This is a genomic window from Streptomyces sp. XD-27 (assembly GCF_030553055.1).
GTDB lineage: Bacteria > Actinomycetota > Actinomycetes > Streptomycetales > Streptomycetaceae > Streptomyces.
Window position 1 is genome coordinate 1,067,072 of record NZ_CP130713.1, and the last position, 25,650, is coordinate 1,092,721.

Annotated in this window: 19 protein-coding genes and 4 pseudogenes; 8 read left to right on the forward strand and 15 right to left on the reverse strand. The window is 72.8% G+C overall.

From position 1 onward, the window contains the following. Positions 1 to 26: 26 nt before the first annotated feature. Entirely contained in the window at positions 27 to 1,127 is a 1,101-nt protein-coding gene (locus Q3Y56_RS04465; RefSeq protein ID WP_304460674.1) for a nitronate monooxygenase family protein, read from the reverse strand. 122 nt (positions 1,128 to 1,249) lie between these two features. Between Q3Y56_RS04465 and Q3Y56_RS04470 the strand changes: the two genes are divergently transcribed. After that, on the forward strand, positions 1,250 to 1,843 hold the full coding sequence (locus Q3Y56_RS04470; RefSeq protein WP_304460675.1) for a TetR/AcrR family transcriptional regulator: 594 nt from the start codon (positions 1,250 to 1,252) through the stop codon (positions 1,841 to 1,843). 9 nt (positions 1,844 to 1,852) lie between these two features. On the opposite strand, the pseudogene Q3Y56_RS04475 reads toward Q3Y56_RS04470, so the two are convergent. The 3 genes and pseudogenes from Q3Y56_RS04475 to Q3Y56_RS04485 form a co-directional block, all read right to left on the reverse strand. Further along, positions 1,853 to 3,074: pseudogene (locus Q3Y56_RS04475) on the reverse strand (beta-ketoacyl synthase). Between the two features lie 276 nt (positions 3,075 to 3,350). Continuing rightward, positions 3,351 to 4,232, reverse strand: a pseudogene (locus Q3Y56_RS04480) (aminotransferase class I/II-fold pyridoxal phosphate-dependent enzyme); the annotation flags it as partial. Positions 4,233 to 4,398: 166 nt separating this feature from the next. Then, positions 4,399 to 4,665, reverse strand: a complete 267-nt coding sequence (locus tag Q3Y56_RS04485; RefSeq protein ID WP_304460676.1) for an acyl carrier protein — start codon at positions 4,663 to 4,665, stop codon at positions 4,399 to 4,401. 275 nt (positions 4,666 to 4,940) lie between these two features. Between Q3Y56_RS04485 and Q3Y56_RS04490 the strand changes: the two genes are divergently transcribed. Further along, positions 4,941 to 5,378: a hypothetical protein gene (locus Q3Y56_RS04490; protein WP_304460677.1), complete on the forward strand. Its 438-nt coding sequence runs from the start codon at positions 4,941 to 4,943 to the stop codon at positions 5,376 to 5,378. 26 nt (positions 5,379 to 5,404) lie between these two features. After that, positions 5,405 to 7,252: an MMPL family transporter gene (locus tag Q3Y56_RS04495; RefSeq protein ID WP_304460678.1), complete on the forward strand. Its 1,848-nt coding sequence runs from the start codon at positions 5,405 to 5,407 to the stop codon at positions 7,250 to 7,252. 41 nt (positions 7,253 to 7,293) lie between these two features. Here Q3Y56_RS04495 and Q3Y56_RS04500 read toward each other — a convergent pair whose 3' ends face one another. The 8 genes from Q3Y56_RS04500 to Q3Y56_RS04535 form a co-directional block, all read right to left on the reverse strand. Then, positions 7,294 to 7,530, reverse strand: a complete 237-nt coding sequence (locus tag Q3Y56_RS04500) for a Trm112 family protein (RefSeq protein WP_304460679.1) — start codon at positions 7,528 to 7,530, stop codon at positions 7,294 to 7,296. Next, complete coding sequence (locus tag Q3Y56_RS04505; RefSeq protein ID WP_304460680.1) at positions 7,527 to 8,468, reverse strand: DMT family transporter; 942 nt, start codon at positions 8,466 to 8,468, stop codon at positions 7,527 to 7,529. Before Q3Y56_RS04505 ends, Q3Y56_RS04500 begins: the two co-directional genes overlap by 4 nt. A gap of 2 nt (positions 8,469 to 8,470) precedes the next feature. Then, positions 8,471 to 9,262, reverse strand: a complete 792-nt coding sequence (locus tag Q3Y56_RS04510) for a bifunctional 2-polyprenyl-6-hydroxyphenol methylase/3-demethylubiquinol 3-O-methyltransferase UbiG (protein ID WP_304460681.1) — start codon at positions 9,260 to 9,262, stop codon at positions 8,471 to 8,473. Further along, a complete protein-coding gene (locus tag Q3Y56_RS04515) occupies positions 9,259 to 10,851 on the reverse strand; it encodes a condensation protein (protein ID WP_304460682.1) in 1,593 nt (530 codons plus the stop codon). Before Q3Y56_RS04515 ends, Q3Y56_RS04510 begins: the two co-directional genes overlap by 4 nt. Continuing rightward, positions 10,848 to 15,437: an alpha-(1->3)-arabinofuranosyltransferase family protein gene (locus Q3Y56_RS04520; RefSeq protein ID WP_304460683.1), complete on the reverse strand. Its 4,590-nt coding sequence runs from the start codon at positions 15,435 to 15,437 to the stop codon at positions 10,848 to 10,850. Before Q3Y56_RS04520 ends, Q3Y56_RS04515 begins: the two co-directional genes overlap by 4 nt. Continuing rightward, entirely contained in the window at positions 15,434 to 16,159 is a 726-nt protein-coding gene (locus Q3Y56_RS04525) for a class I SAM-dependent methyltransferase (protein ID WP_304460684.1), read from the reverse strand. The genes Q3Y56_RS04520 and Q3Y56_RS04525 overlap by 4 nt, the downstream gene beginning before the upstream one ends. 3 nt (positions 16,160 to 16,162) lie before the next feature. Beyond that, the gene (locus tag Q3Y56_RS04530; protein WP_304460685.1) at positions 16,163 to 17,428 is read right to left on the reverse strand and encodes a glycosyltransferase family 4 protein; all 1,266 of its coding nucleotides are present in this window, start codon (positions 17,426 to 17,428) and stop codon (positions 16,163 to 16,165) included. A gap of 166 nt (positions 17,429 to 17,594) precedes the next feature. Then, entirely contained in the window at positions 17,595 to 18,548 is a 954-nt protein-coding gene (locus Q3Y56_RS04535) for a DUF3068 domain-containing protein (RefSeq protein ID WP_304460686.1), read from the reverse strand. 236 nt (positions 18,549 to 18,784) lie between these two features. Between Q3Y56_RS04535 and Q3Y56_RS04540 the strand changes: the two genes are divergently transcribed. The 3 genes and pseudogenes from Q3Y56_RS04540 to Q3Y56_RS04550 all read left to right on the forward strand — a co-directional run bounded on the left by Q3Y56_RS04540 (position 18,785) and on the right by Q3Y56_RS04550 (position 21,719). Continuing rightward, a complete protein-coding gene (locus Q3Y56_RS04540) occupies positions 18,785 to 18,946 on the forward strand; it encodes a hypothetical protein (RefSeq protein ID WP_304460687.1) in 162 nt (53 codons plus the stop codon). A gap of 71 nt (positions 18,947 to 19,017) precedes the next feature. Then, a pseudogene (locus tag Q3Y56_RS04545) lies at positions 19,018 to 20,219 on the forward strand (helix-turn-helix domain-containing protein); the annotation flags it as partial. Positions 20,220 to 20,450: 231 nt separating this feature from the next. Continuing rightward, positions 20,451 to 21,719 carry a DUF3533 domain-containing protein gene (locus Q3Y56_RS04550; protein WP_304460688.1) on the forward strand — a complete coding sequence of 423 codons (1,269 nt, stop codon included), beginning with the start codon at positions 20,451 to 20,453 and terminating at the stop codon, positions 21,717 to 21,719. Positions 21,720 to 21,755: 36 nt separating this feature from the next. Here Q3Y56_RS04550 and Q3Y56_RS04555 read toward each other — a convergent pair whose 3' ends face one another. Beyond that, positions 21,756 to 22,136: a helix-turn-helix domain-containing protein gene (locus tag Q3Y56_RS04555; RefSeq protein ID WP_304460689.1), complete on the reverse strand. Its 381-nt coding sequence runs from the start codon at positions 22,134 to 22,136 to the stop codon at positions 21,756 to 21,758. 144 nt (positions 22,137 to 22,280) lie between these two features. Between Q3Y56_RS04555 and Q3Y56_RS04560 the strand changes: the two are divergent. Beyond that, a pseudogene (locus Q3Y56_RS04560) lies at positions 22,281 to 22,686 on the forward strand (RidA family protein). Positions 22,687 to 22,720: 34 nt separating this feature from the next. On the opposite strand, the gene Q3Y56_RS04565 reads toward Q3Y56_RS04560, so the two are convergent. Together Q3Y56_RS04565 and Q3Y56_RS04570 are read right to left on the reverse strand one after the other, a co-directional pair. Continuing rightward, positions 22,721 to 23,437, reverse strand: coding sequence for an endo alpha-1,4 polygalactosaminidase (locus tag Q3Y56_RS04565; protein ID WP_304460690.1), 717 nt, complete (start codon positions 23,435 to 23,437; stop codon positions 22,721 to 22,723). Between the two features lie 286 nt (positions 23,438 to 23,723). Beyond that, positions 23,724 to 24,635: a LysR family transcriptional regulator gene (locus tag Q3Y56_RS04570; RefSeq protein ID WP_304460691.1), complete on the reverse strand. Its 912-nt coding sequence runs from the start codon at positions 24,633 to 24,635 to the stop codon at positions 23,724 to 23,726. 70 nt (positions 24,636 to 24,705) lie between these two features. On the opposite strand from Q3Y56_RS04570, the gene Q3Y56_RS04575 reads away from it, so the two are divergent. Then, complete coding sequence (locus Q3Y56_RS04575; protein WP_304460692.1) at positions 24,706 to 25,647, forward strand: NAD-dependent epimerase/dehydratase family protein; 942 nt, start codon at positions 24,706 to 24,708, stop codon at positions 25,645 to 25,647. Positions 25,648 to 25,650 lie beyond the last annotated feature (3 nt).

The following is a 25,650-nucleotide window of genomic DNA, read 5'->3' on the forward strand; positions in this document are numbered from 1 at the left end:
GCCCTTTGGCGGAACCGGTCGTCCGCTCACTGACGGCCCAGCGCCGCCTGGGTCCCCGCGATGAGATCGTCGAGGTAGTCGCGGGCACCGCGCCGCCGGGTGAGCGCCGCGGCCTGTCCGGACCAGAGGTTGACGTAGTCGGCCAGACCGCGTTCCGCGGCCGCTGTGCGCAGCGGGCGGGTGAGGGTGTATTGGAGCGGATAGGGTGCCAGTTCCTTCTCGTACTCCAGCGCCTCACGCGTGAAGCGGTTGGGAATGGCCCGCGCGAGCCGTCCCGAGAACGCCCGGGTCAGTACGGTCGTGTGCGCGTAGGGGCCGTGCAACGCGGCCCGGTGGATGGCACTCGCGCCGGACTCCTCGGTGGCCAGGAAGCCGGTGCCGATCTGTACTCCGTCCGCCCCGAGAGTCAGCGCGGCGGCGATGCCCCGGCCGTCGGCGATGCCGCCGGCGGCCACGACGGGGATCGACACGGCCCGCGCGACCTGCGGGACGAGGGAGAAGGTCCCGACGAGCGACTCGTTCACGGGGCGCAGGAAGGAGCCGCGGTGCCCTCCCGCGTCGCTTCCGGAGGCGACGACGGCGTCCATGCCCGCCGCCTCGATCGCGAGCGCCTCCTCGACGGTGGTCGCGGTGCCGACGGTCCGGATGTCCCGGCGTCGCGCCTCTTCGAGCACCCTGACCTCGGGGATGCCCATCACAAAGCTGATCACCGGCGGCTCCGCCGCGAGCAGCGCGTCGATCTGGTCCGCGAAGCCGGGGGCGGGCGGTGGCTCCTCCAACTGGCGGGTGGGCAGTCCGAGTTCCTCGAACCAGGGGCGCAGCAGTCCGGTGTACCGGGCCATCCGGTCAGGGTCGGGCGGGGCCGCGGCTTCGTCGGGGTGCGGGACCCAGAGGTTGACCGCGAAGGGCCGGGCGGTGGCCTTGCGCAGCTCGGCCACCAGCTCGCCGATCCCGTCCGGGGTGAGGATGTGTGCTCCGTACGAGCCGAGCCCGCCGCCCTGGGAGACGGCGGAGGCGAGTGCCACCGACGACAGCCCGCCGCCGAAGGGCCCCTGCACGATGGGGACGTCGATGCCCAGCAGTTCGACGAGCCGGCCGCGGGCCCAGGAGCGCTTCCCGTTGGTCATGACGGTCTTCCTTCTCCTCGCTGGTCAGGTAGTCGGCGGAAACTTCCGCCCCTCGAAAAGAGACTAGACGACCGGTCAACTAATAACCACCCTGTTAGTTGACCGCCCGTATACTCATCGGCATGGGACGGACGAGCACGGCGCGGGAACGACTGCTGGACGCAGCGTGCAGCCTGATGCTGAGCCGTGGTTACGGCGCGATCGGCGTGGCCGAGATCTGCGCTCGCGCGGACGTGAAGAAGGGCAGCTTCTACCACTTCTTCGCGTCCAAGCAGGCCCTGACGATCGAGGCGATCAACGCCCACTGGGCGGCCCAGCGCCCCGGCTGGGTGGCGACCCTGGACGGCGACGGGCCGGCGGAGGACCGGCTGGAACGGCTCTTCCTGGACCAGGCCGCCGCCCAGCGCACGGCGAAAGCGGAGGGTGGCGCGGTCAACGGCTGCCTCTTCGGCAATCTGGCGCTGGAGCTGAGCACGCAGGACGCGGTCGTCCAGACCCGCCTGGCAGAGATCTTCGACGAGCAGATCGCCCTGGTCCACGCCGCGCTGACGGACGCTGCGGAGCAGGGCACGATCCCCGCTCCGGCCGCGACCCGCACCACCGCCCGCGCGGTACTCGCCCAACTGGAGGGCATGGTCATGTTCGCGAAGCTGACGAACGACCCCTCCGTGCTGGACGGGCTGTGGGCGCAGACCTCCCGACTGCTGCAGAGCTGACGAGCGTGCTCACTCCCCTGCGAACACCAGGACGGTGTTCTGCCCACCGAAACCGAATGAGTTGCTGACAGCGGCGTTGACGGCCGCGGCTCGGGGGCTTGGGTGACGATGTCCAGTTCCCATTCGCCGTCCTGGCGGTGGAGGTTGGCGGTGGGAGGGATGAGCTGGTGTTGCTGAGCAAGGACGGTCAGGGCTGCCTCGATGGCACCGGCCCCGCCCAGAGCGTGGCCCAGAATGCTCTTCGGGGCAGTGACGGGGGCGGCACCGGGCCGAAGACGCGGTGCAGGGCGCGTGCCTCGGCTCTGTCGCCGAAGGGGGTCGAGGTGCCATGGGCATTGACGTGCCCGACGTCGCGCGGCTGGAGACCCGAGTCCTTCAACGCCGTACGCAGGGCGCTCTCGACGCCGGTGCCCTCGGGGTGCGGGGCCACCGGATGGTGGGCATCGCTGGTGCAGGCGTGTCCGCAGAGCAGCGCACGCTGATCGGCGCCGCGGCGCAGGGCGTGCTGGCGGCGTTCGAGGACGAGGACCGCTGCGCCCTCTCCTAGGACGAAACCGTCGCGGTCGGCGTCGAAGGGGCGCGAGGCGAGGTGCGGAGCGTCGGTGCGCTGGGAGAGGGCGTGCATTTGCTGGAAGCTGGTCACGGACATCCGCGAGCATCCGGATTCGGCGCCGCCGGCGAGAGCGATGTCGCAGGCGCCCGAGGTGACCATGTCGGCGGCGACCGCCAGGGCGGTGGCGCCGGAGGCGCACGCGCTGGCAACGGTGAAGTTCGGACCGCGGGCATCCAGGGCGATGGCGACCTCGGCGGCGGCCATGCTCGGCACGCTCCGCGGCAGCGCCAGGGGGGAGACCAGTTCCGGGTGGCCTTGGCCCATGAGATCGAACTCGCGGGCGTAGGTGTGCAGGCTGTTGCTGCCGACGCCGAGGACGACGGCTACGCGGGGAGCGTTCCAGGCGGCCGGGTCGAGTTTGGCGTCCCTGACCGCCTGCTGGGCGGCGGCGAGAGCGAGGTGGATGAAGGGGTCCAGGCGTCGTGCCAGTCGCCGGCCGTGGACGGCGTCGGCGTCGAACCCGTCGACGCGGCAGGAGATGTCCACGGGCAGCCCCGCCAGGTCGGGATCCGTGCGCGCCAGGCTGCGTCCCTGGCACACCGTGGCCCAGGTGGATTCCGTGGTGAGTCCGGCGGGGGTGATCATCCCGATGCCGGTGACAGAGGCCTCGCAGCGCATGTCCGTTCCCTTTCGTCGGGGGGTGTGCGACGTGGTGGCTGAGCGAGCGGGCTTCCGAGGCTCTGAGGGAAGGACCAGAGGACTAGGCCGCAGTGGTGTGGGGCGGGAGGTGCCGTCCGACCGCCTCGATGATCCGGTCGACCTGGTCCGGCGTGTGTGCCGCCGTGACCGTGATGCGGAGGACGAGTTGGTCCCCGGCCACGCTGGGGGCAGGAACGCCCCTGTGAAGACACCCGCGTCGAGCAGTGCCCGCCATGTCTTCAGACCCGGTTCGGGCTCCCCCGCCGGCAGTGCGACCGCGGGGCCCGGCCAGGCCGGCATACGGTGCCCCAGCTGCGCCAGGCCGCGATGGAGGCGTTGCGCCGAGTCCCGCAGCGCGGCGCGGAGTTCGGGCCGGGCGCGAGCCGTCCGTATGGCCGTCAGCGCGGCGGCCGCGGACGCCGGTGGCAGCGATGCCGAGTATATCTGGGCAGTTCCGAAGTGCCGCAGGTTCCGGATGGCTTTCACCGATCCTGCGACGAATCCACCGCCGGAGCCGAACGCCTTGCAGAGGGTGCCGGTGACGATGTCGATCGCGCCCTCGGCGTCGAAGTGCTCGCCGATACCCCGCCCGTTGTCTCCGAGCACGCCGAAGTCGTGCGCGCCATCGACGATCAGGCCGGCGCCGTAGCGCTCGGCCAGTTCGGCAAGCTGCGGGAGCGGGCAGAGGTCACCGCCGAGAGAGAAGGCGCCCTCGGTGAGAATGACGGGGGTCTTGCCCTTGTCGGTGGCGGTACGCAGGAGCCTTTCGGCATGGGCGATGTCGTTGTGCCCGAATCGGCGGTGCTCGGCTCGTCCGAGGGAAACGGATTCCACGAGAGAGGCGTGGATGTGCTGGTCCGCGATCACCATGTGACGGGTGCCGAAAAGAGCGGACAGAGAAAGGTTCGCCTGAAACCCCGTCATGGTCAGCATGACCGCGGGGCGGCGGAGAAAGTCGGCCAGCTCCTCTTCCAGCTCATGGTGGAGCCCAAGGGTGCCGAGCAGCGGAGAACCGGTGCAGGAGGTGCCGTACTTGGTGGCAGCCTTCGCGGCGGCCAAGCGCACTCCGGAATCGCCCGCAAGCCCCAGGTAGTCCGTCGAGGCCGCGTTGATCGCGCGTACGCCGTCGACGACCACCTCCCCGGCGTCGGCCGATCCCCCATGACCAGGTAATAGGGATAGATGTCGCGACGGGTGACGAACTCGTCGAGAATGGGGATATCAGCGATCCAGCCAGTCATGGTGATCCTGTCGACGAAGGGTTTCTACTGCGACACGGACTACGAACGCATCCCAGCCGCGCCTACTTCACGACCGTACGCGTGGAATCCCGGCGTTGAGAGGATGCTTCCTCGACTGGAACGAAATTCGCCGCGATCTCTTCGAGGGTGCTGTCGAGGTTCACCGCATCCTCATTGAGCCGCATCCCCGTTTTTTCCCTGATCATCACGTCCAGCTCCACCAAAGACAACGAGTCCAATTCGATATCTCGGGCCTTGGCTTGAGGGTGGACCAAGTCGTCTGCAATCCCGAACTCCTGGACCAGCAGGAGAGCCACTGTCTCGTACATTCACGCATACCCTTCTCATGCTGGAGATGAAGCTCACGGGGCACGTCGATATCGATTCTGCACCCGGGAGACGAAGAACGCATGCCGAATACTCCGGAGGCACTCGTTGCCTCCGGTGGAAATATCGGCGGCACCGCGCGGCATCGACGAGCGCGAGAAGGCGATGTAGCGCCCTTGGCCTACGCCCGCTGGCAACATGCCGCTATGACATGATCACATAGGGTGACAGCCTGTAGGGGGGCTCAGAGCTCCCGAGTGGACCCACAGGAATCACCGTGCGCAAAGCCGCTCACACGACCGCCTCAGCCGAGAGCCCGTCCCCCGCGTCCGGGCCCGGCTCCGGGAAACCGGCCGACCACTCCCGGCTCGCCGCCCTCGGGCGGCTCCTGGTCCGCCGCCGCGTCCCCGTGCTGCTGGCCGTGCTGCTGGCCGTGGCGGCCGCCATCCCGGTCGGCGGAGGTGTCGCCGACCGGCTGTCCAGCGGCGGCTTCACCGACCCGGCGGCGGAGTCGTCCAGGGCCCAGGAGTTCGTCGCCGACCGCTTCGGCTCGGGTGCGCCCAATCTGGTGCTCCTGGCCCGTGCCCCGGGACCGGTCGACGATCCGCGGGAGGCGGCCGCCGGGCGGGACCTCACCCGACGACTCGCTCAGGAGCCGGGAGTGCTGTCGGCCGCGTCGTACTGGACGGCCCCCGCGAGTCGGCACAACGGCTGAAGGCTCGCGACGGGCGCTCGGCGCTGGTGCTCCTGCGGCTGGGCGGCGACGAGGACCGGGTACGGGCCACCGCGAAGGAACTGGTCCCCCGTTTCACCGGCCGGCACGGGCCGCTGCGGCTCTCCGCGACCGGGGAGGCGCAGATCTCGGCGGAGGTCCAGGAGCAGAGCGAGCGGGACCTCTTCCGGGCGGAGGCGTACGCGGCCCCGGTCATCCTGCTCATCCTGCTCTTCGTGTTCGGCAGTGCGGTGGCGGCCGGCCTGCCGCTGCTCATCGGGGTCTTCTCCATCCTCGGCACCTTCGTCGTGCTGCAGATCCTCTCCCGCCTGACCTCGGTCTCCGTCTTCGCCGTCAACATCACCACAGCGCTGGGACTCGGGCTGGCCATCGACTACAGCCTGTTCATCGTCACCCGTTTCCGGGAGGAGATGGCCCGCGGCCTCGGCACCGCCGAGGCGGTCGCGCAGAGCGTCCGCACGGCCGGGCGCACGGTGCTGTTCTCCGCGCTGACGGTGGCCCTGTCGCTGTCGGCCCTGCTGGTCTTCCCGCTGTACTTCCTGCGCTCCTTTGCCTACGCGGGCGTGGCAGTGGTAACGCTCGCGGCCGTCGCGGCTCTGGTGGTACTGCCCGCGGCGCTCGGCCTGCTCGGCCCGCGGGTCGACGCGCTGGACGTGCGGCGGCTGTTCCGGAGGCGACCGAAACCGGACGCCGGCCAGGGCACCGGGACCGAGCGGGCCACCGGGAACGGTGGCTTCTGGCACCGGCTCGCCACCGCGGTCATGCGGCGGCCGGTGCTGTGTGCGACCGGCGTGATCACCTTGCTGGTGGTACTCGGCCTGCCGTTCACCCGGGTCTCCTTCGGCCTGATCGACGATCGGGTCCTGCCCGGCGACGCGCCCGCGCACCGTACGGCGCAGTTCGTACGGGAAGAGTTCGCGAGCCGAGAGAACGCCGCCCTGTCCGTGGTACTGCCCACCGTCAGCGGCTCCGGCGACCGACCGCGGGTCGCCGCGTACGCCGCCCGGCTGTCGGCCGTGCCGGGCGTGGCCCGGGTGGACACCGTCACGGGCTCCTACGCCGCGGGGCGGCAGGTGATGGACGCGTCCCCGGCCTCCGCCTCCTTCGCGGCGGGCGGTGCCAGCTGGCTGTCGGTGGTGCCGTCGGTCGAGCCGTACTCCTCCGCCGGGGCCGAGCTGGTGCAGCGGTTGCGGGCGGACAGCGCGCCGGGCGCGGTGCTCGTCGGCGGTGACGCCGCGGTCCTCGCGGACACCCGTGACACGCTCGCCGACCGGCTGCCGGAGGCGGCGCTGATCATCGGCGGCACGACTGTGGTGCTGTTGTTTCTGTTCACCGGCAGCGTGCTGATCCCGGTCAAGGCCGTACTGCTCAATCTACTGAGCCTGACCGCGACCTTCGGCGCCATGGTGTACGTCTTTCAGGAAGGCCACCTGCGTGCCGTGGTCGGCGACTTCACGGTGACCGGCCTGGTGGACATCACCATGCCTGTGCTGATGTTCTGCGTCGCCTTCGGACTGTCCATGGACTATGAGGTGTTCCTGCTCTCGCGGATCAAGGAGGCGTACGCCGAGACCCGGGACAACACGCTGGCCGTCGCCACCGGGCTGGAACTCACCGGACGCCTGGTCAGTGCCGCGGCCGCGCTCGTCGCCGTCGTCATGATCGCGCTGGCCACATCGGGGATCACCTTCCTGAAGCTGCTGGGTGTGGGCCTGGCGCTGGCCGTGCTGCTGGACGCCACGCTGGTGCGCGGCGTGCTCGTGCCGGCCGTGATGAGGCTCGCGGGCCGGGCCAACTGGTGGGCGCCGCCCGCACTGCGTCGCCTGCACGCCAGGCTGGGGCTCACCGACGAGTGATCGGTCCCCTTCACCCGGGACCACGGCGTCGGTCGTCGGAGTCACGGCTCCCATCGTGCCGCGGCGGCCGCGGCGGAGTGTCCCGCCAGCAGCAGGAGGTGCTCCTCCGCGCCGACCCGTTCACCTGAGGAGGGCAGCAACTGCGGAATGCCGTCCAGGATCGGATAGCGCAGCCGCAGCCGCGGGTTGTAGAGCGCCTCGTCCGGGTGGAGCAGGGCGAGCGGGCCCTTGTCGAGCGGACAGGCGAGGATGTTCAGCAGCGGGTCATCGGGTTTCATGGCGTACTTCCTTCGATACTTTGGACCGCCGGGTTCCACTGATCCGGCTTCGCGGCGGCGGGCTCGGGGCTATGGCGGGGCAGGGTGAGCAGCACGATCACCGCCAGTGCGGTGCCGCCCAGCCGCAGGGCCAGTCGCAGCGGCTCGTCCGGCAGCGGCTCGCCGAAGACGACCGTGCCGCAGGCGACGGTGAACACGCAGGTGATTGTGGTGCAGACGGGCACGATCAGTGAGGCCCGGCAGCGCTGCAGCGCCGTCTGCGAGAGCACCAGCCCGCCGACGCCCGTGATCAGCAGCAGATACGGGTACGGGGTCAGGGCCAGCCGGGCCGGTGCCGCGCCCGGACCATGAGTCGCCAGCGCCCCCGACACCCCCTTGATCGCCAGCGAACTCACCCCGTACAGCAGGCCGATGGCCACCCCGTACGCCACGCCGCTGGTCGGCAGCCGGTGCCGCCGCCGGGCCCGCCGCTCCGCCGCGCCGTACAGCCACAGGCCCGCGGCCAGCGAGGGCGCGCACACCGCGAGCAGCACGGCGGCGGGCGCGGAGTGGCTGATCGACTCCCCGCCGCCGCGCAGCGAGGCGACGACCATCACCAGCGCGCCCAGGATCACCACGATGCTCCGCCGCTCGCGCCCGCTGGTCCGCTCGCCCAGCACGGCGGAGGACAGCATCAGCAGCAGGACCAGACCGGACACGAACAGGCCCTGCGCGGCGGCGATCGGCAGGGTGCGGTAGACGACGAGCTGGGCGCCGAAGCCCAGTGCGAGGGCGAGTGCGCCGCCGATCCACAGCGGGCTGCCGAGCACCAGCCGCACCAGCCGGGCGGGGCTGGTGACGCTCAGCGGAGGCAGCCCGGACAGGGCGCGTTTCTCCAGCACGAAGCCGGTGCTGTAGAGGACGTTGGCCAGCAGCGCGCCCGCCACACCCCACAGCACGACTACACCCGCCTCGCGTGCACCAGCAGGATGGAGGCCAGGGACGGCAGGCGGCAGGCGACCCGGTCCAGCCCGCGCAGCGGGCGTGGCACCCCGTGGAACGGCGCCCCGGCCATGGCGGTCACCTCGAAGCCCGACGCGGCCAGGAAGCCGCGCAGCGCCCGGGCGGTGTACAGCCGCAGGTGGCCGACGACCTGGCTGCCGGGGCGGCCGTGGACACCGCGCAGGCTCACCTCCGAGAACACCGGCTGCACCCCGGCGAGCAGCAGACCGCGGTTGTACCAGGCCGCCAGATTGGGGGTGGACAGCAGCAGATGGCCACCGGGGCGCAGCACCCGGCGCAGCTCGTCCAGGGCCGCGTCCGGGTCGACGACATGCTCGATGACCTCGCTGAACAGCACCGCGTCCGCGCTGCGGGCCGCGAACGGCAGCCCGCCGTCGGTGAGTTCCCCGCGGACCACGGCCGGCAGCCGGGGCGCCGCGCGGCGCAGGGCGTCCTGCGACCAGTCGACACCGATGACCCGGTGCCCGCGCAGATACGGCAGGGCCACGGCCGCGGCCGTGCCGTCGCCGCACCCGATGTCCAGCACCGTTGCCGGGCGGCCGACCCCCGCCGGACCGAGGGCGCGGGCCAGCATCCGGGCCTGGCGGCGGCTGCGTTCCGCGCCCGAGGCGACCGGCACGGCGGGGTCCTCGTAGAAGTCCCGTAGCGCGGGGGCGGACCGGGCGGCGGGCTTCAGGGCGCAACGGGGGGCGGCGGTCACCGGCCGGGGGGCGGCGCGGCGGTCGCTCATGAGCCACCTCCACCGGATGAGGGAGTTCCGGCCGCGGGGCGAGGGTCGGCGGGCGCGGTGGCAGACAGCGCACGGGTGACGATCTCCGCCAGCGCCGCGCCCGCCGCGTCGTCGAGCAGCGCACGCGACCAGCGCAGCGTCAGATGCAGCCGGCCCCCCGTGGAGGCACAGGTGAAGGTGAGGCCGCGCGGCATCCGGGCGGGGGCGGAGAACCAGACCGCGCGGGCCCGGCCCGCGTCGCCGAAGTCCAGCGGGAACGCGACCCGCCCGATGTTGCTGAGCAGGGTCGTCGACGTCCAGGGGGCCGCCGCCCGGCGCACGCCCCGGGTCAGCGCGGCGCGCAGGCCGACCGGCAGCAGCGGGGCGGTGAGCAGGGTGCCCGCCACCCCCAACTGCGCGGTGGGCCTGGCCTTGAGCGCCCGGGTGAGCTCGGCGGTGCGGTGCACCAGACGGGCCACCGCGGCCGGGTCGGGGTGCTCGGCGGTCAGCAACTCGGCGTCCGTCCGCTCCTGTCGGCCGAAACCCACCTCGACCAGCCGGGTGCCGTTGCCGATGGGCATCTCGGCCGCGCGGGACCGGTCGTCGACCGGCATCGTGATCCGCACCGGTGCCGCAGGCCGGTCATGGAGATGGTTCCAGCGGGCCGCCGTCAGACAGGTGGCGACCAGCAACCGGTCGTTGACGGTCGGCCGGACCGCCGTCCCTCCCCCGGGCTCCGTCCCGGGGGACCCCCGACCGGGGTGCGGCGGGCGGGCCGGGACCGGCAGGTCCAGCAGCAGCATCCCGTTGCCGGGTGTCCCCGGAGTGCGGGTGTCGGCGGCGATCCGGGCCGGCCGGGACCCGCCCCGGGCGGTGCGGGACCCGGAGCGGGACGCCCACCGCGTCGGCCCGGGGCCGGACGCGGCGCGGGCGGGCGGCGGCGCCGGCGCGTCCTCCCGGCCGCTGTACAAGGTGGCCGCGGTGGCGAGGATCCGCAGAGCGGACGGCCCGTCCAGCGCGGTGTGATTGATCGTCAGCAGCAGTACGCAGCCCGGCTCGTCCGGCGTGGTCACCTGCTCCAGCCGGATGGGCGGGGAGAGCTCCAGCGGCGGGCACCGGTCCAGCGCGCGGGCGCGCGCGGCGGCCAGGGCGTCGGCGGCGGGCAGCGGGAAGCTCACCGGGTCCAGGTCCGGTCCGTCGGTCAGCTCCCACTCGTACCACCGCCGCCACCAGTTGCTCGACGCCTGACGCATCAGGATCCGGGGGTGCCGCCGCAACGCCTGGTGGAAGGCGTCACGCAGCCGACCGGGCTCCGGGCGGCCGGGCAGGTGGATCTCGATGTGTATGGTCTCCGGCTCCTGCTCCTGGAAGCAGTGCCGGGACACCTCGTCGACCGTGGGGAAGGGGACGCGCGGCAGCGGTCCGGCCGCCGCCGGGCGGCCCGGTCCGGCGGGCCGCGCGGGCGGAGGGCCCGGCCTGCCGGAGCGGGTGGGCGCAAGCTCCGGTCCGGCGGGTGGCCCGGGCCCGGGCCCGCCCGGCCGCGGCGACCCCGCGCCGGGCACCGGGACCGGCGTGGGATCGTCGCGGCGGCCCTCGCCGAGCGTGGTCATCGGCCGTTGTCCTTCCCCGTGTCGTGCGGGTCCTGCCGCGCATGCGGCTGCTGGTGGTGGTGTGGGTCCGGGGGCGCGGCGGGCGGCCCACCGGTGCCGGGCTTGCGGTGCGGGAGTGGGCCGGGGACGGGCGGGGGCGGCCCGCCGAAGGGCGTCGGACCGGCCGGGATGGTGCGCCCGGAGGCCACGCCGACGCCACCGGCGGCCGCACCGGCCCCGCCACCCGCCAGGTCACCATCCGGCCGCCCCTCCCGACCGCCGTCCGGCCGCCCTTCCCGATCACCGTCCAGCGGCCCTTCCCGGTCGCCGTCCGGCGGCCCGGACGGGCTGTCGCCCGGCCATCCGGCCGCGTGGCGGCCGGGGATGCGGGTCGGCACGGTGACGACGGCGGCGGTCAGTGCGATGAGCGCCAGCGACTGCGCCGCCGGGCTGAAGGCGCCGTCGTCCATCCCTGCCGGGTGGCCCGCGCCGGTGGCGGCGACGATGCCCGCGGCGGCCATGGCGACCAGCGCGGTCGGCGGCAGCAGCGCGGGGCGCCACCAGGCGATCAGGGCGAGCACCGGCACCGCGAGCGCCAGTGGACCGGCGACCAGGACCAGCACCGCGGTCAGGGCGACCGTGCCGAGCACCCCGCCCGGCGGCGGGGGTGCGGCCTGCCGCTCCTCCGGTGCCGGGGCGCCCGCGTGACGCCGTATCAGGGCCAGCCCGAGCAGCAGCACCACACCCAGCACCCCGCCGACCAGTCCGGCCTGATAGGTCGTGGACGGCTGGTAGCTCAGCTGGATCGTGCCGCCGGCGCCGGCCGGGACCAGGAAGCCCTGCTGCCAGCCGTCGATCCGCAGCGGGGTGAGCCGGCGGCCGTCGAGGGTGGCGTGCCAGCCCTTGTTGTGGTTCCCGTAGGTCTGGAGGTAGACCGCCTGACCCGCGCCGACCCGGACGGTGCGGTCGTCGCCGGACCAGTCGGTGGCCTTGACCGTGCGGTCCGCCGCGGCGGGCGCCGGGGCCGTCCCGCGCCGCAGGGTGACATCGGTCAGGGCCAGCGGGCCCGTGTCGCCCGCCTCCACCCGGTGCCGCCCGGAGCCCAGGTCGAGGGCGCCGTCCTCGGCATCACCCGCGCACAGTTCGACCGTGACCGGACGGCGCTCGGTCAGATCCCGCACCCGCCCGGACGCCTTGGTGGCGTGCAGGGTGCCGTCCACCGCGAGCGGCGGGCCCTGGCCGCAGGGCAGCGCGAAGCGGGCCGTGGGGTCCGGCGGCGGCGTGCGCAGCTCGTCGAGCGCGGGGATGTACACCTCGCTGAGCCCGACCGGGAGTTGGAGGTCCCGCCCGGCCAGCGGATTGTGCAGCGACAGCGGCGCGGTCTTGCTGATGGTGATGTCCAGCCGATCGGTGGTGATCGGCTCGAACCTGGCCTGGCCGTTCTCGTCGACCCCGGCCGTCGCGGCGCCGTCCGGCGAGTTGATCACGACCTGTTCGGGCCGGGTGGAGATGCCACCCGCCGCCCCGAACACGATCTCGTCGATCTCCTTCTTCTTCGGCCAGCGCAGATGCAGCACCGGGCGGTCCCCGGCGATCCACGCGGTGGTCAGGTCGCCGTCCACCAGGTTGCGGGAGCTCAGGCCGGCACCGGCCCGGCTGGTGGAGTCGGCGGTCACCGAGATCCGGGCGCGCCGCCCCGGCGCCACCGCGTCCAGCAGTTCGTCCAGCTCTCGGCCGGGCACCGGCAGCGCCTGCGCCGAGACCGCGTACTCGCCCGGGGAGGTGGTGCGGAACTGGCGGTGCAGCCCCACCTCGGCGGAGACCGGCGACAGGCCGCCCGGGTCGCTGCCCCGGTGCAGCGAGAAGACCGTGGCCGGGGAGTCGCCGCCCTGCGCGTCCGAGGGCAGCGCCAGCAACCGGGTGACCTGCACCCCGGGGACCGACACCTCCGAGAAGCCGGCGCCGGACAGCCCGGGCCGCGGCTCCTGCGAGGCCACGATGGTGATCTTCAGCCACTTCGCGGGCCCGGCGGGGGCCCGCACCGACTGCGCGCCCCCGCCGGGCTGCAGCGGGCTGTCGACGCTGCCCTGCTCGGTCTGCACCCGGACGGCGGTGGGCGCGGCCCGCAGCCCGTCGCCGGGCAGCGGCGTCAGCTGGAGGGAGGCGGGCATCATCACGGTCTCGGTGAAGTCGGCGCGCAGCCACTGCCCGGCCGGGCGGCCCGCGCTGCCCTCGGCCCACGCGGTGTCCGGGTTGCCGTCGAAGGCGTTCACCGGGTCGTACTGCGGCAGATGGAACAGCCAGTTGCCGCTGCTGGAGGCCGTGACCCGCGCGGCACCGCGCAGCACCGCCGTCGTCTGGTGGCCGGTCCCGGACACCGGCAGGATCTGCTTCGGTTCGGCGCCGGGGTTCTGCAGACTGCCGGAGTGGTTCCGCTCGTCGGCGGTATAGGTGTACGAGGTGTTGGCGTTCACCAGGCCGAAGCGGGTGTCGGCACGGCGCAGCCCGTCCGCGACGACCTGCAGCGGCGGGGTGTCGAGCCCGGGATGGGCGTCCCCGGTGAGCACGGTCGGGCGGTTCCGCAGCGAGGGGTCGGCCGACAGTTGGAGCAGTGCCTCCGGTCCGCCGCTGACCCGCGCGGTGGCCGCCACGGGCCGGACCCCGACCGGCCCCGGCCGCGCGGTGCCGACCGGCCGGTAGATCTCCACCGCCTGGCGGCGCGGGAAGAGCCCTTGCACCTGCACCGGGGTGTCGTCGGGAATCCGGCCGCCGGTCAGCAGCGGGCCGAAACCGGTGACCTTGCGGTAGCCGGACGCCTCCAGGGTCGCCGCCACTGTCTGCGGCGGCACATAGCCGAGCTGGTCGGGATCGAGGTCGTTGCGCACCACGACGTCGTACAGACCGGCCCGGGTCAGGAAGTCCCGCAGCCCCGGCACCTCGGCCCCGGTCATCAGTGCCTGCTCCACCGCGTCCATCGCGCGGCGCGACCCGGGGGTGCCGAACGGCACGTAGTCGCGCTGCGCCCAGCGGGAGTCGGCAAGAACGTCCAAGGGCTGGTCGATCGGATCGCCCCAGGTGTACAGGCCGTGCGCGGTGGCCGGGACGACCAGGGCGCGGCTGCCCGCGGACGTCTTCTCCAGCCAGTCCGCGGCCTGTTCCCAGTGCCCGGGGAGCTTCTTGAACGCCCCCGGCTGGAGCACCGTGCCGTTGAGATACGGCAGGGCCAGGCCGGGCAGCAGGAGCAGCGCGGCCAGCGCGGGTACCAGCCACCGCCCGGCCCCCGACAGGCGCCCGGGAACGGGCCCGCGATCGGACTCCCGCCCGGCCGGGCGGCCCGGCACCGATCCGCCGTCCGGTGCCGACCCGTCGCCCGATGTCGGCCCGCCGCCCGGCACCGGCAGCGGCCGGGCGGCCGCCACCGCGGTCAGATGGGCGATGCCGAAGGCGAGGGCGAGCGCCAGCCCCGGCTGGAACTTGTAGATGTTCCGGAACGGCTTCAGCCAGCCGTTCAGCCACTCCTGCACGGTGCCGTGGAAGGGCGCGCCCAGCGCGCCCCCGTATCCGGCGAGCGTGATCAGCGTGACCGCGAGCACTGTCAGCAGCAGCCAGCGGCGCTCGGGCAGATCGCGCCGGGCCAGCCCGGCGAGGCCGAGCGCCGCCGCGCCCGCCGAGCCCAGCACGGCGAGGGTGTAGGTCGCGGCGGTCCAGCCGCCGGGCAGCCAGGCGTCGCCGAAGTTGAGGTACGCCACCCAGTTGCCGGCGCCGCGCAGCAGTTCGGTCGCCGACATGGTCGCGGTGGTGGTGTCGGCCTGCTCGACGTACGGCATGAAGTCCTCGCCGTACGCGCCCAGGAGCAGCAGCGGCACCACCCACCAGGCGGTGGCCAGCACCACGCCCGGCAGCCACCAGGCCAGCAGCGCCCGCCGCCGCTTCCCCGCCGGGCGGCTGAGCAGGTACAGGCCCACCGGCAGCAGCGAGGCGAGTGTGGAGGCGGCGTTCACCCCGCCCATGAACGGGATCAGCAGCGCGGAGCGCGCGGCGGCCACCCGGGCGCTGGTGGCCGGGTCGGTCAGCGGCAGCAGCACCCAGGGCAGCAGCGCGCCGGGCAGTGCGGCCGCCGAGGTGGAGCCCACCACGATGCTGAAGGTCGGCCACAGCGCGTACCCGGCAGCGGCGAGCAGCCGGGTGGCGGGCGAGCCGACGCGCAGCCGCTCGGCGAGACGCAGCGCGCCCCAGAACGCGGTCGTCACCACGATCGACAGCCACAGCCGCTCGGCCAGCCACACCGGCAGGTGCAGCACGTCGGCCAGCGCGTAGTACGGCAGCATCGGGAAGGCGTAGCCGATGTACTGGTCCGCGATGCCACCGAATCCGGCCCCGTCGTGCCACAGGTGGGTGAGGTCGCCCAGGAAGCCGAACGGGTCGAGCGCCACCCCCAGTTTGGTGTCGAACGTCATCCGGCCGGGGGACGGGGCCAGGAAGGCCGCCAGCACCAGGGCCCAGAAGCCGAACAGCCAGCGCCGCCCCCGGGGCCGTCCGGGATCCGGAGGCGGTGCCGCCGCGGCGGCGCTCGGTGCCGGAGGAGGGGAGTGGAGCACCTGGGTCATGACGACCGCCTCAGGATCAGCAGGAGGTTCCACGTGGCGACTTCACGCAGTCCGGGCACCCGGGTGACGGCCTCGGCGAGGAACGGCCAGTACCGGGAGCGGGCGCAGACCACGGACACGTCGTCGCGGCCGCGCACCTGCCGCAGCGTGGGCCCGATGTGGAGGGGGAAGAGGTTCTCGCCGACGGTGTGCTTGGGCGGGCGACCGGTACGCCGCCGGTAGCGCTGCCGCGCCCGGCGGGCGCCCACGTAGTGCCAGGGCGCGGTCTCATGGCCGCCCCAGGGCGAGAACCAGTTGGTGAACGAGACATAGATCAGCCCGCCGGGCCGGGTCACCCGCACCATCTCGCTCAGGAAGGTCTGCGGATCGGCCACATGCTCCAGGACGTTGGACGAGAAGCAGACGTCCGCGGCACCGTCCGCCAGCGGCAGCAGATAGCCGTCGGCGACGACCGCCCCCGCCGGCACTCGGCCGCGCGCGCCCAACTCCCGGACATCGGGCTCGAAGAGATAGCTGTGCGCGCCGCGGCGCCGGAACTCCTCGGTGAAGTGGCCGCTGCCGCCGCCGACGTCGACGACCACCCGGTCGCGCAGCGGCACATACCGCTCCACCTGCCGCACGGCGTCCCGTGCCAGCAGCCCGTAGCAGTGGTCCGGGTCGGTCTGCTCCCGCAGGAAGGCGCGGAACAGCGCCACCGACCGCCGGATCGATGGATCGCGCATGCCCTACCGCCCGGATCCCGGCCCGGGCGCCGGGGATGCCGGAGCCACGGCGGCCGAACGCGGTGGCCCGGAGGCGGCGAACGCCTCGGCCGCCACCTCCCGGAAGCCCCGGACCGTGCTGCTCCAGCGGAAGCTCTCGGCGCGGCGGCGGGCCGCCGCCCCCAGCGCGTCCCGCCGCCCGGCGCTGAGCGCCAGGGCGCACCAGGCGGCCGCGAAGGAGCTCTCGCCGCGCGCCAGCACGCCGGTGGCGCCGTCGGCGATGGAGTCCCGCAGCCCGGGGATGTCGAAGCCGATGGCCGGGGTGCCCCGGATCGCGGCCTCCATCACCACCAGCCCCCACCCCTCGACCAGCGAGGGGTGCAGCAGCAGCCAGGACGCGCACAGCAGGCGGTGCTTCTCCTCCTCGGACACGTGCCCGGCGAAGGTGACGCCGGGCCCGGTCATCGCCTCCAGCCGGGCGCGCTCGGGCCCGTCGCCGACGATGACCAGCCGCCCGCCGGTGACCGGCCGGACCCGCTCCCACAGCCGGAGCAGCAGGTCGATCCGCTTGTACTCGACCAGCCGGCCCATGGCGAGGAACAGCGGTTCGCGGGCCTTGGGCAGCACAGTGCCCGGCTCCGCCACGCCGTTGTGCACGATCCGGATCCAGTCCTGTGGCACGCCCAGCGCGCGCAGCGCCGCGGCGGTGGAGCCGGAGACCGCGACCATCAGATTGCCGCGGTGCGTGCCGGCCAGTGCCCAGCGCTCCAGGCGTCTGCCGAACCGTGCGGCGGGCGCGGGCAGCCGCATCCCCCACAGGTCCGTGTGCACGTGGTTGACCAGGCACAGGGTGGGCCCGCGGTGCCACAGCGGCGCCAGATACGGCATGCCGTTGCTGACCTCGACCAGCAGATCGCAGGCGCCGACCTGCCGGGCGAACGCGTGGCGCGCCCGCAGATAGTGATCGGCGTCGCCGCCCACCGACACCACGCGGTAGCCGCGGTGGGTGGCCGGTCCGCCGCACAGCAGCGTGACCTCGTGGCCGTGGGCGGTGAGCCCGTCGGCGATGCGGTCGATCAGCAGCTCGGAGCCGCCTGCGGCCGGGTTGCCCAGGTCACGCCGGGCCAGGAAGACGATCCGGCGCGGCATCGGGGACGCCGGCCGTGCCGGTGGCGCCACGGGCAGCGGGGCGGGCGCCGCGGGGAGGTGCGAGGTGGCGGGGATCCGCGCGGTGGGCGCGGCGTGCGGGAGGGCGTGCGTGGGGGGTGAAGTCTGCACGTGCTGGGGCATGAGCGCTCCAACTCGTCTCGGGGGAGGGAGAGCGGGGGGAGCGGACCGGGGGTGCGTGCGCTTGCTCGTGAGGTGTGCTCAAGTTTTCGCCGAAGCGTTCGACTCCGGCTACTCACCGAAGTGACAATTTCCGGGCCTCCCCTGAGGGGCGATTCATCACCCCCGCTCAGGGGCGGGTCCGGCGCGGCCGACCGCGCACCAGCAGCACGGCTCCGGCCGCGGTGAGAAAACCGCCGGTCACAGCGGCGATCAGCGGCGCGGTCCGGCCCACCAGCTCCAGCCGGTCGTTGTCATCCTTCGCCAGGTCCACCTGGTCGCGCTGGGTGGCCGCGGTGAATTCCAGGCCCTTGCCGTGCAGCAGCGTGACCCGGTCACCGCCCTTGCCGCCGGGGGCGCGCAGCGCCAGCCGGGGCGAGATGGCCGCGTTGATGATGCGGCCGGTGCGCTGGTCGGCGACGAGTTCGATCCGCTCGTTGGAGTACCACTCCTCGGCCTGCACCTGGCCCTGCCCGGCGCGGCCGACCAGCCGTCCGGGCACCTGCCGGGAGCCGACCTCGGTGGGCCGCACACTGCCGGTGAAGCGGTAGCCCCGGTGGCCCTGGACCTCCGTGGTCCCGGTGTACCGGAGCGGCACCGTCGCGCCCAGCGTGCTGTCCCACCAGCGGTACGTCCGCTTCTCCAGGTCGAAGGGGAACTTCAGGTACGCCTCGCCCTGGAAGGGCCGCGGGGATTCGCCGCAGCAGTGCTCGGGCGCGTTGGTGCGCCGGTCGGTGACCCACCGCTCGGTGGTCCACTGAAAGGACTTGCGCGGATCCTTCAGCGGCAGGCTCCGGGGCGTGTCGATGGTCGTGGAGACATCCCACACGGCCGTGTGCCGGTCGCTGTCCCGCACATCGCCCAGCACATGGCGGGTGATGGTCAGCCGCTGGCCGGACCGCTCCTTGACCGCGTCGGCGTCGAAGTAGGTGCCCTGCCCGGTGAAGACCGTCGTGGCATCGGTGTCGATGGGGGTGCGCTTGGCTCGCGGCTCGACGTACCAGGCCAGCATCGGCGCCAGAACGAGCAGGAATACGCCGAAACCGAAAATGATCAGATGCAGCGGAGATACCGAACGGCGCATGGCATGCACTCCGTCCCGTCGGGAGTCTCGGAATTCTCGGTGGGGGTGGCTGGGTCGTCTCTCCGAGACGCCCCTGGTGGCCGCGGCAGGTGAGTGCCGACCGGCCCTACTGACGAGTTCTCTGTTTGGGGCGGGACCGTAGGCAAAGGGTTGACTTAGTGTCAATGCCCCCCGCATCCTGACCGTGAATCCGGACCGGGCCGGTGCGTAGCCAGATGGAAGGGGCTCAACGCGCCATGCCCAGACTCCTTGTCGCGGCACTGACCGCGGTCCTCGCCGCCGGGCTCGCCGTGGCCGCCGCCGTCGGAATCGTCGCCCTGCTGAACGCCCCGCCCGATCAGCCGAACGTCCCGCTGGTCACGTTCCCCACGGCCGGGACGACACCGGGAGGGCGTTAGCCGTGGCTCCCCTGGGCTCGGCATGGTCCGGCGTCCCCGCGCGGCTCAAGCGGGCCTTCGCCGAGCAGTTCATCGCCGGGATCCCCGCGCTGGCGGAGGACATCCTGCGCGAGATCCGCCGCGAGTACCCGAGGCTGCCGTCCACCACCGACGAGCACGGCGAGCCGATGGCGCTGGTCGCCATCCGGGACGCGCTGGAGCACTTCATCGAGCAGATCACCTCGGACTCGGGCCGCACCGGGGCGCATCCGCCCACCGTCTTCCAGCAGTTCGGCCGCGGCCAGGTCCAGCACGGCCGCAGCCTGGACTCGCTCCAGGGCATGTACCGGATGGGCGTGCGGCTGGCCTGGCGCCGGGTCGCCGAGATCGGCCAGCGGATGGAGATCCCGGCGCCCGCGATGTACGAGCTGGCCGAGACCGGCTTCGAGTATCTGGACGGCCTGGTCGCCGAATCCATGCTCGGCTACGCCGAGGCCGCCGCCCGCGAGGCCGGGGAGCGGCTGCGGCTCCAGCGCCGCCTGCTGGAGGTGCTGCTCAGCGAGCCCCACCGGCAGGACCCGGACGCGCTCGCCGAGCGGGCCGCCCGGATCGGCTGGCCGCTGCCGGAGCGGGTCGCGGTGGCCGTACTGCTGCGGCCCGCCCGGCTGGGTCCCACCCAGGAGGCGCTGCCGCCGCCCGTGTTGGAGGGTGTCCTGATGGACATGGAACGCGAACAGCCGCGCATGGTCGTACCCGAGCCGGAAGCGCCCGGACGGCCGGAGCTGCTGCGCCGGGCGACCGTGGGCTGGACCGGTGCGCTCGGCCCGTCGGTGCCGCTCACGGACGCGGCCACCTCGCTGCGCTGGGCCACCGTCGCGGTCGGGCTGATGGAGCGTGGGCTGCTTCCTGACAAGGAGCTGCTGGACTGCGCCGAACACACCGAGGCGCTGGTCCTGTTACCTCCCCAGGAGCTCATCGACGCCCTCGCCCGGCGGCGGCTGGCGCCGCTGGCCCAGTGTGGCCCCACCCATCGCCCGCACCTGGCGGAAACCCTGCTGGCCTGGCTGGAGACCCGTGGCGGAGCCCCGGAGGTGGCCGCCCTGCTCGGCGTGCACCCCCAGACGGTCCGCTACCGGCTGCGGCAGATCCGGGAGCTGTGGGGGACGAGGTGACGGACCCGGACAGCCGGTTCGAGCTGGAGCTGGTGCTCCGTGCCCAGCGGCTGCGCGGCGGCCTCGGACCGGACGCCCTCGGCCCCGGGCATCCCGGAGAGCTCGGCCCCGGCACATCCTGAGGTGCGGATCCCCGTCATCACACCATCGTTTTATCGAGGGTTGGCCCGCGGGCCCTCGAAGGAGCGCGTGGCGGCACCCGTACTGCAACGGGGGAGGTAAGGCGAGGCGTGCACCGGCTTGCGCCGGTGCGGGCGTCATCCTGACGTCTCGTACGGCCGGTACAGGATCGCCCGTACGGCCGCCCTCACCCGCTGTTCGGTCCTCGCACCGCCCGGAACCCACGGAGAACCATGGCCGAGCCCGCCGCCCCTCAGGCCAGCGCCGCGACGTTGCTGCGCCGCCCCAAGCTGTGGCTGATCCCCACGATCCTCACGGGACTGCTCGCCCTGCTGCTGTCCCTGCTCTACATGGGCGGCATCGTCAACCCCGACCAGGACCTGCGCGACCTGCCCATCGCCCTCGTCAACGACGACACCGGCAAGCCGCCGGCCGGGCAGAAGGAGAACCTGGGCTCACAGGTCACCGCCGCCATCGCCGCCGACACCGCGGGCGGCAAGGCCGAGTGGCGCACGCTCACCCGCGCCCAGGCCCAGGACCAGCTCGACTCCGGCAAGGTCTACGGCGCCCTGGTCGTCCCGGCCGGCTTCACGGACTCCGTCACCGCTCTCACCACGGCGGGGGCCACGCAGCGGCCGACGATCACCGTGCTCACCAACCCCGGCAAGGGCAGCCTCGGCTCCTCCCTCGCCAGTCGGATCACGACCCAGGCCGCGCACCAGGCGTCCCGGAGCATCGGCGAACAGCTCACGGCAGCCACCGGCACCCGGGCGAACTCCACCGTGAAGCTGCTGCTCGCCGACCCGGCGAACGTCGTCACTCGGGTCGGCCACCCGATCGGCACCCGCAGCGGCCTCGGCCTGACCGCGTTCTACTACGCCCTACTGATCGTGCTCGCCGGGTTCATGGGCGGCAACGTCATCAGCAACGGCGTCGACACCGCCCTCGGCTACGCCGACAACGAGATCGGCCCCTGGCACACCCGCCGCCCGACCGTGCCGATCGACCGCACCCGGACACTGCTGCTGAAGATGGCCATGACCGCGGGCATCACGCTCATCAGTGCCTCGCTGGTCCTCCTCGCCTGCGTCGCCATCCTCGACATGGACGCGTCCCACCTGCCGCTGCTGTGGATCTACTCCTACTGCGCGACCCTCGCCGTCGGCCTGGGCGTGCAGGCCATCAACGCCGCGTTCGGCGGGGTCGGTCAGCTGGTGTCGATGTTCGTCTTCATCGTCCTGGGCCTGCCGTCCTCGGGCGCCACCGTCCCCCTCCAGGCGGTCCCCGACTTCTACCGCTTCCTGTCCCACTTCGAGCCCATGCGCCAGCTCAGCGACGGAGTGCGCGCGATCCTCTTCTTCGACGCGCGCGGCGACGCCGGCCTCACCCGCTCCTGGATCATGATCGCCATCGGCACCGCTCTCGCTCTGCTCTTCGGCTTCGCCATGACCGCCTACTACGACCGCAAGGGCCACAAGCGCCTCACCCCGCAGCCCGCCTGACCCGGCCGACGGCATCGCGTACGAGCGCGCCATCCGTCACGCGTCGAAGCGGCGCCGGGACGACTCGATGTCACCGAGGTACTGGCGGGTCCAGCCGCACAATCCATCGATGGTCACTCGCAGGGCCCGGCCCGGCTCGGTGAGGGTGTACTCGACCCGCGGCGGCACGGTGGGGTGCACGCTCCGCTCGACCAGGCCGTTGCGCTCCAGCATGCGCAGGTTCTGGGTGAGCATCTTGTGGCTGATGCCCTCGACTCCATCGCGCAACTCGCTGAAGCGCAGGGTGCGTTCACCGAGAACCTCGATGATCAGGAGCGCCCACTTGTTGGCGACGTCCGAGAAGATCTCCCGCGCCAAGGAGTCCGCGCGGGTCAGGTCGGCGTCCTTGGGCGAGCCGCTGAACTGCTTGGTCACCATGAGGTTCCCCAGTCACTGAAAAGTGCGTTCTTCCATGTCAGCGGCCACTCTCCTACGGTTCTTGAGTAACCACAAGAGAGCAAGAGCTGTCCTTGGTCTGGCGGAGGCGAGCCCACGGGCACTCATGGCAAGGAGGCGGGCAGCATGGCCATCACTCTGGTGAACCCCAGCGGACTGCCGGAGATCGACGCCTATCGGCAGGTGTCGATCGCAACGGGGTCACAGTTGGTCTTCATCGCCGGGCAGGTCGCCTGGGACGCCGATGGGTCACGGTCGGCGAAGGTGACCTCGCCGCTCAGGTCGAGCAGTGCTACCTCAACATCGCCACCGCCCTGGCCGGGGCCGGTGGTTCCCTCGACGACGTGGCGAAACTGACCGTCTACGTCGTCGACTGGACCCCCGACAAGATGCCCCTGCTCATGGAGGGGATCACCCGAGCGGCCGCCAGGCTGGGGGCGTCCCGGTACCGCCGGCCACACTGCTGGGCGTCGCGGCGCTGGACGTACCCGAGCATCTGGTCGAGGTCGAAGCCACCGCGGTCCTCGACTGAAGGGTGTTCTCCGGCGACACCGCACCGGGTCGGCTCAGCACGTGCGGCGGCGGTGCGCGGCTTCCCCGGCCGGGGCGACGTCCAGGTCGCGCAGGACCACCGACAGCCTTCCGCCCCAGGCCGCGCACGCGGCGGTGAGCCCCGCCGCCTGGTATTCGATGACGAAGACCCGGTCGTCGTATGCGCCCGCGTAGGCGCCGCATTCGTCGTACTGTCCACATTCCTCGGCGACCGCGAAGTCGAACCCAAGGCTGCGTCCTTGCCGTACCAGACCGGCGGCGTTCTTCTGGCCGATCGCCAGTCCGGCCGCGTGGGCCCGGCCGACGAGCAGCTTCCCGAAGGCCAGGTCCTGATCGGCGGTCAGAAGCCCCTGGGACCGCTCGTGCGAGTCGAGGTTGTCGGCCTCGACCGCCTGGTAGCCGGCCGCGGCGCACCCGTCGATCCACCCGCCCACGATCCCGGCGAGCCGCTCGCGCTTGGCGGGCGTCGAGATGTCCAACAGTGCCTCGTCCCAGTCCTTGTCGACGACCAGCGCGCCGTCGGAGTCGCGGAGCAGCAGGTCGGGATGGTGGGTCTCCCACCATCCGGTGGCGTCCGGCTGGGCCTGAAAGGCGTTGACATAGCAGATGTTGTACAGCCCGGGCGCCGGTTTCGCGGCACGGTCGCGGGAGACCGCCCGTACGCCGGGCGGCGGCGCGTAGGCCCCACCGATCTGGTAGTCGAAGGCGACGCCCGACTCGGGCAGCGCCACCTTGCCGGAGCCCCCGGGCCGGCGGTCCGCGGGGCGCCGGCGGACCGGTCCGGCACGGCGGCGTCCTCGCCGTCGGACGCGGAGCATCCACCGACGGCCGCAGCGAGCACGCCGCACACAGTCACGGCCGTCAGCACGCGCTGGAGGGAAAGGCGGACGCGGTCGAGCATGGTTCGGGGCTCCTGTCGGTACGTGGCTGCGGCGGTGCGCCTGCCCATCATGCCGCCTCTGCCCGCCCAGGCGCGGGCTGCCGAAGGCGCCCACCACAGCCGACGGTGTCGGGCGCTCACGCCTCGTTCAGCGCTGCTGCCTGATCATGGAATGCCTGGATGAGGGTCGTGACCTGGGGGTGGTCGCGTCGGCGGCTGATCGTGGCGACGCCGATGTGCCGGGTCGGAACCGGTGGCTTGATCGGGACGGTGTGCAGGCCCGGCACCTGGGGGTCCAGTGCGATGGAGGGGATCAGGGAGATTCCCATGCCTGCGGCGACGAGTGAGCGGGCGAAGAAGTAGTCGGTGGACGTGCCGCGCACCTCCGGGTCGAAGCCGGCGCGCTCGGCGTAGCGACGGAGGTACGCCTCGGTCTTGAGGCAGCCGAGCACCCAGGGCTCGACCGCCAGCTCGGCGAGGTCGACCGCTTCGCGATCGGCGAGACGGTGCCCTTCCGGGAGGACGACGTGCAGGGGGTCCTCCATGAGCGCGGTCCACTCCAGGCTGGAGCTTGGGCCTTGCTGTCCTGGCAGCGGGCCGTCGAAGTGGTAGGCCAGTGCGAGGTCCACGGCGCCCTGGCGGACCAGGGGCAGGCTGTCTTCGGGCTCGCCTTCCCTGACGTGGAGCACGGTGTCGGGGTGAGCCGCCGTCAGCCGGTCGAGCGCACCGGGGAGCAGCAGCCTGCCGCCGCTGGTGAAGGTGGCGATGGTGACCTGGGTGCGTCCGGTGCTGAGCCGGTCGACCTGCTGTTTGGCGTGTTCGAGCTCGGCGGCGACCGATTCGGCGGCGCCGACCATGATCTGTCCGGCCCGGGTGAGGGTGACGCCGCGGGTGCTGCGGGCGACGACCTGGGCGCCGAGGCTGCGCTCCAGGACGGCTACATGCTGGGAGACGGCCGAGGGGGTGAGGTGCAGGGCGGTGGCCGCCTGGTTGAAGCTGCCGTGCTCCGCCACCGCCCGCAGGACACGCAGCCGCTGCACATCAATCAACAGTTCGCCTTAATACGTTTCCAGTAAGTCAGCACTTCTGCCGATGACCATAGGTCTCCAGGATGGGGGCATGCAAAGGATCTGCGTCGTCGGCGGAAGCCGGTACTTCGGAAGGCTCCTGGTCCAGCGTCTGCAGGCCGCCGGACACCAGGTCACTGTGATCAACCGCGGTTCCACCCGGCCGCCCGCCGGGGTCGAGCACCTCGTCGTCGATCGCGACGACGAAGCCGCCCTCGTTGCCGCGCTCGGCACCCGCGCCTTCGACGTGGTCGTCGACCAGGTGTGCTACACCCCCGTGCAGGCCGCCATCGCCGCCCGTGCCTTCGGCGGCCGTACCCGGCGCTACATCATGACCTCCACGATCGAGGTCTATGACCCGGCGACCGCCGCGCTCGCGCCCGTGCCGGTGAGCACCCCGGTGCCGGAGGAGACCGTGGACCCGGCCACCTGGCTGGTGTCGACGGATCTGCCCTGGCACGACGAGGCGTACCTGGAGGCGCACTACGCCGAAGGCAAGCGCCGGGCAGAGGCCGTCTTCACCCAGGCCGCCGGGTTCGCGTTCGCCTCCGTGCGCAGCGCCCACGTGCTCGGCGGCGGCGCGCGGGAGTTCACCGGCCGGCTCGCGCACTACGTCGAGCGCATTGCCCAGGGCAAGGAGATCACCGTGCACGCTGAGGCACTGCCCACGGTCTTCATCCACCACGAGGAACTGGCGGACCTGCTGCTGTGGGCGGCCACAGCCACCGACTTCACCGGCCCGATCAACGCCTGCTCCGACGGCTTGCTCGACGTACGCGACCTGAGTGCGGTGGTTGCCGAACAGACCGGACGGCAGCCCGTGTATCGGACCGTCGCCCGGGGCGAGACCGCCTCGCCATTCTCCCTCGACCGCCACTACGCCATGAGCAACGCCCGCGCCAAGCGTCTGGGCTTCACCTTTTCCCGCACCACCGACTGGCTGCCCGGCGCCGTCGCCGAAGCCCTCGCCACATCCGCCGCCCCCACCGTCTGAGGA

What these genes read in the sequence shown, in the direction of transcription:
- Q3Y56_RS04465 (WP_304460674.1), bottom strand. Translation starts at nt 1,127, where the DNA reads ATGACCAACGGGAAGCGCTCCTGGGCCCGCGGCCGGCTCGTCGAACTG.
- Q3Y56_RS04470 (WP_304460675.1), top strand. Translation starts at nt 1,250, where the DNA reads ATGGGACGGACGAGCACGGCGCGGGAACGACTGCTGGACGCAGCGTGC.
- Q3Y56_RS04485 (WP_304460676.1), bottom strand. Translation starts at nt 4,665, where the DNA reads ATGTACGAGACAGTGGCTCTCCTGCTGGTCCAGGAGTTCGGGATTGCA.
- Q3Y56_RS04500 (WP_304460679.1), bottom strand. Translation starts at nt 7,530, where the DNA reads ATGAAACCCGATGACCCGCTGCTGAACATCCTCGCCTGTCCGCTCGAC.
- Q3Y56_RS04510 (WP_304460681.1), bottom strand. Translation starts at nt 9,262, where the DNA reads ATGAGCGACCGCCGCGCCGCCCCCCGGCCGGTGACCGCCGCCCCCCGT.
- Q3Y56_RS04515 (WP_304460682.1), bottom strand. Translation starts at nt 10,851, where the DNA reads ATGACCACGCTCGGCGAGGGCCGCCGCGACGATCCCACGCCGGTCCCG.
- Q3Y56_RS04520 (WP_304460683.1), bottom strand. Translation starts at nt 15,437, where the DNA reads ATGACCCAGGTGCTCCACTCCCCTCCTCCGGCACCGAGCGCCGCCGCG.
- Q3Y56_RS04525 (WP_304460684.1), bottom strand. Translation starts at nt 16,159, where the DNA reads ATGCGCGATCCATCGATCCGGCGGTCGGTGGCGCTGTTCCGCGCCTTC.
- Q3Y56_RS04530 (WP_304460685.1), bottom strand. Translation starts at nt 17,428, where the DNA reads ATGCCCCAGCACGTGCAGACTTCACCCCCCACGCACGCCCTCCCGCAC.
- Q3Y56_RS04535 (WP_304460686.1), bottom strand. Translation starts at nt 18,548, where the DNA reads ATGCGCCGTTCGGTATCTCCGCTGCATCTGATCATTTTCGGTTTCGGC.
- Q3Y56_RS04540 (WP_304460687.1), top strand. Translation starts at nt 18,785, where the DNA reads ATGCCCAGACTCCTTGTCGCGGCACTGACCGCGGTCCTCGCCGCCGGG.
- Q3Y56_RS04550 (WP_304460688.1), top strand. Translation starts at nt 20,451, where the DNA reads ATGGCCGAGCCCGCCGCCCCTCAGGCCAGCGCCGCGACGTTGCTGCGC.
- Q3Y56_RS04555 (WP_304460689.1), bottom strand. Translation starts at nt 22,136, where the DNA reads ATGGTGACCAAGCAGTTCAGCGGCTCGCCCAAGGACGCCGACCTGACC.
- Q3Y56_RS04575 (WP_304460692.1), top strand. Translation starts at nt 24,706, where the DNA reads ATGCAAAGGATCTGCGTCGTCGGCGGAAGCCGGTACTTCGGAAGGCTC.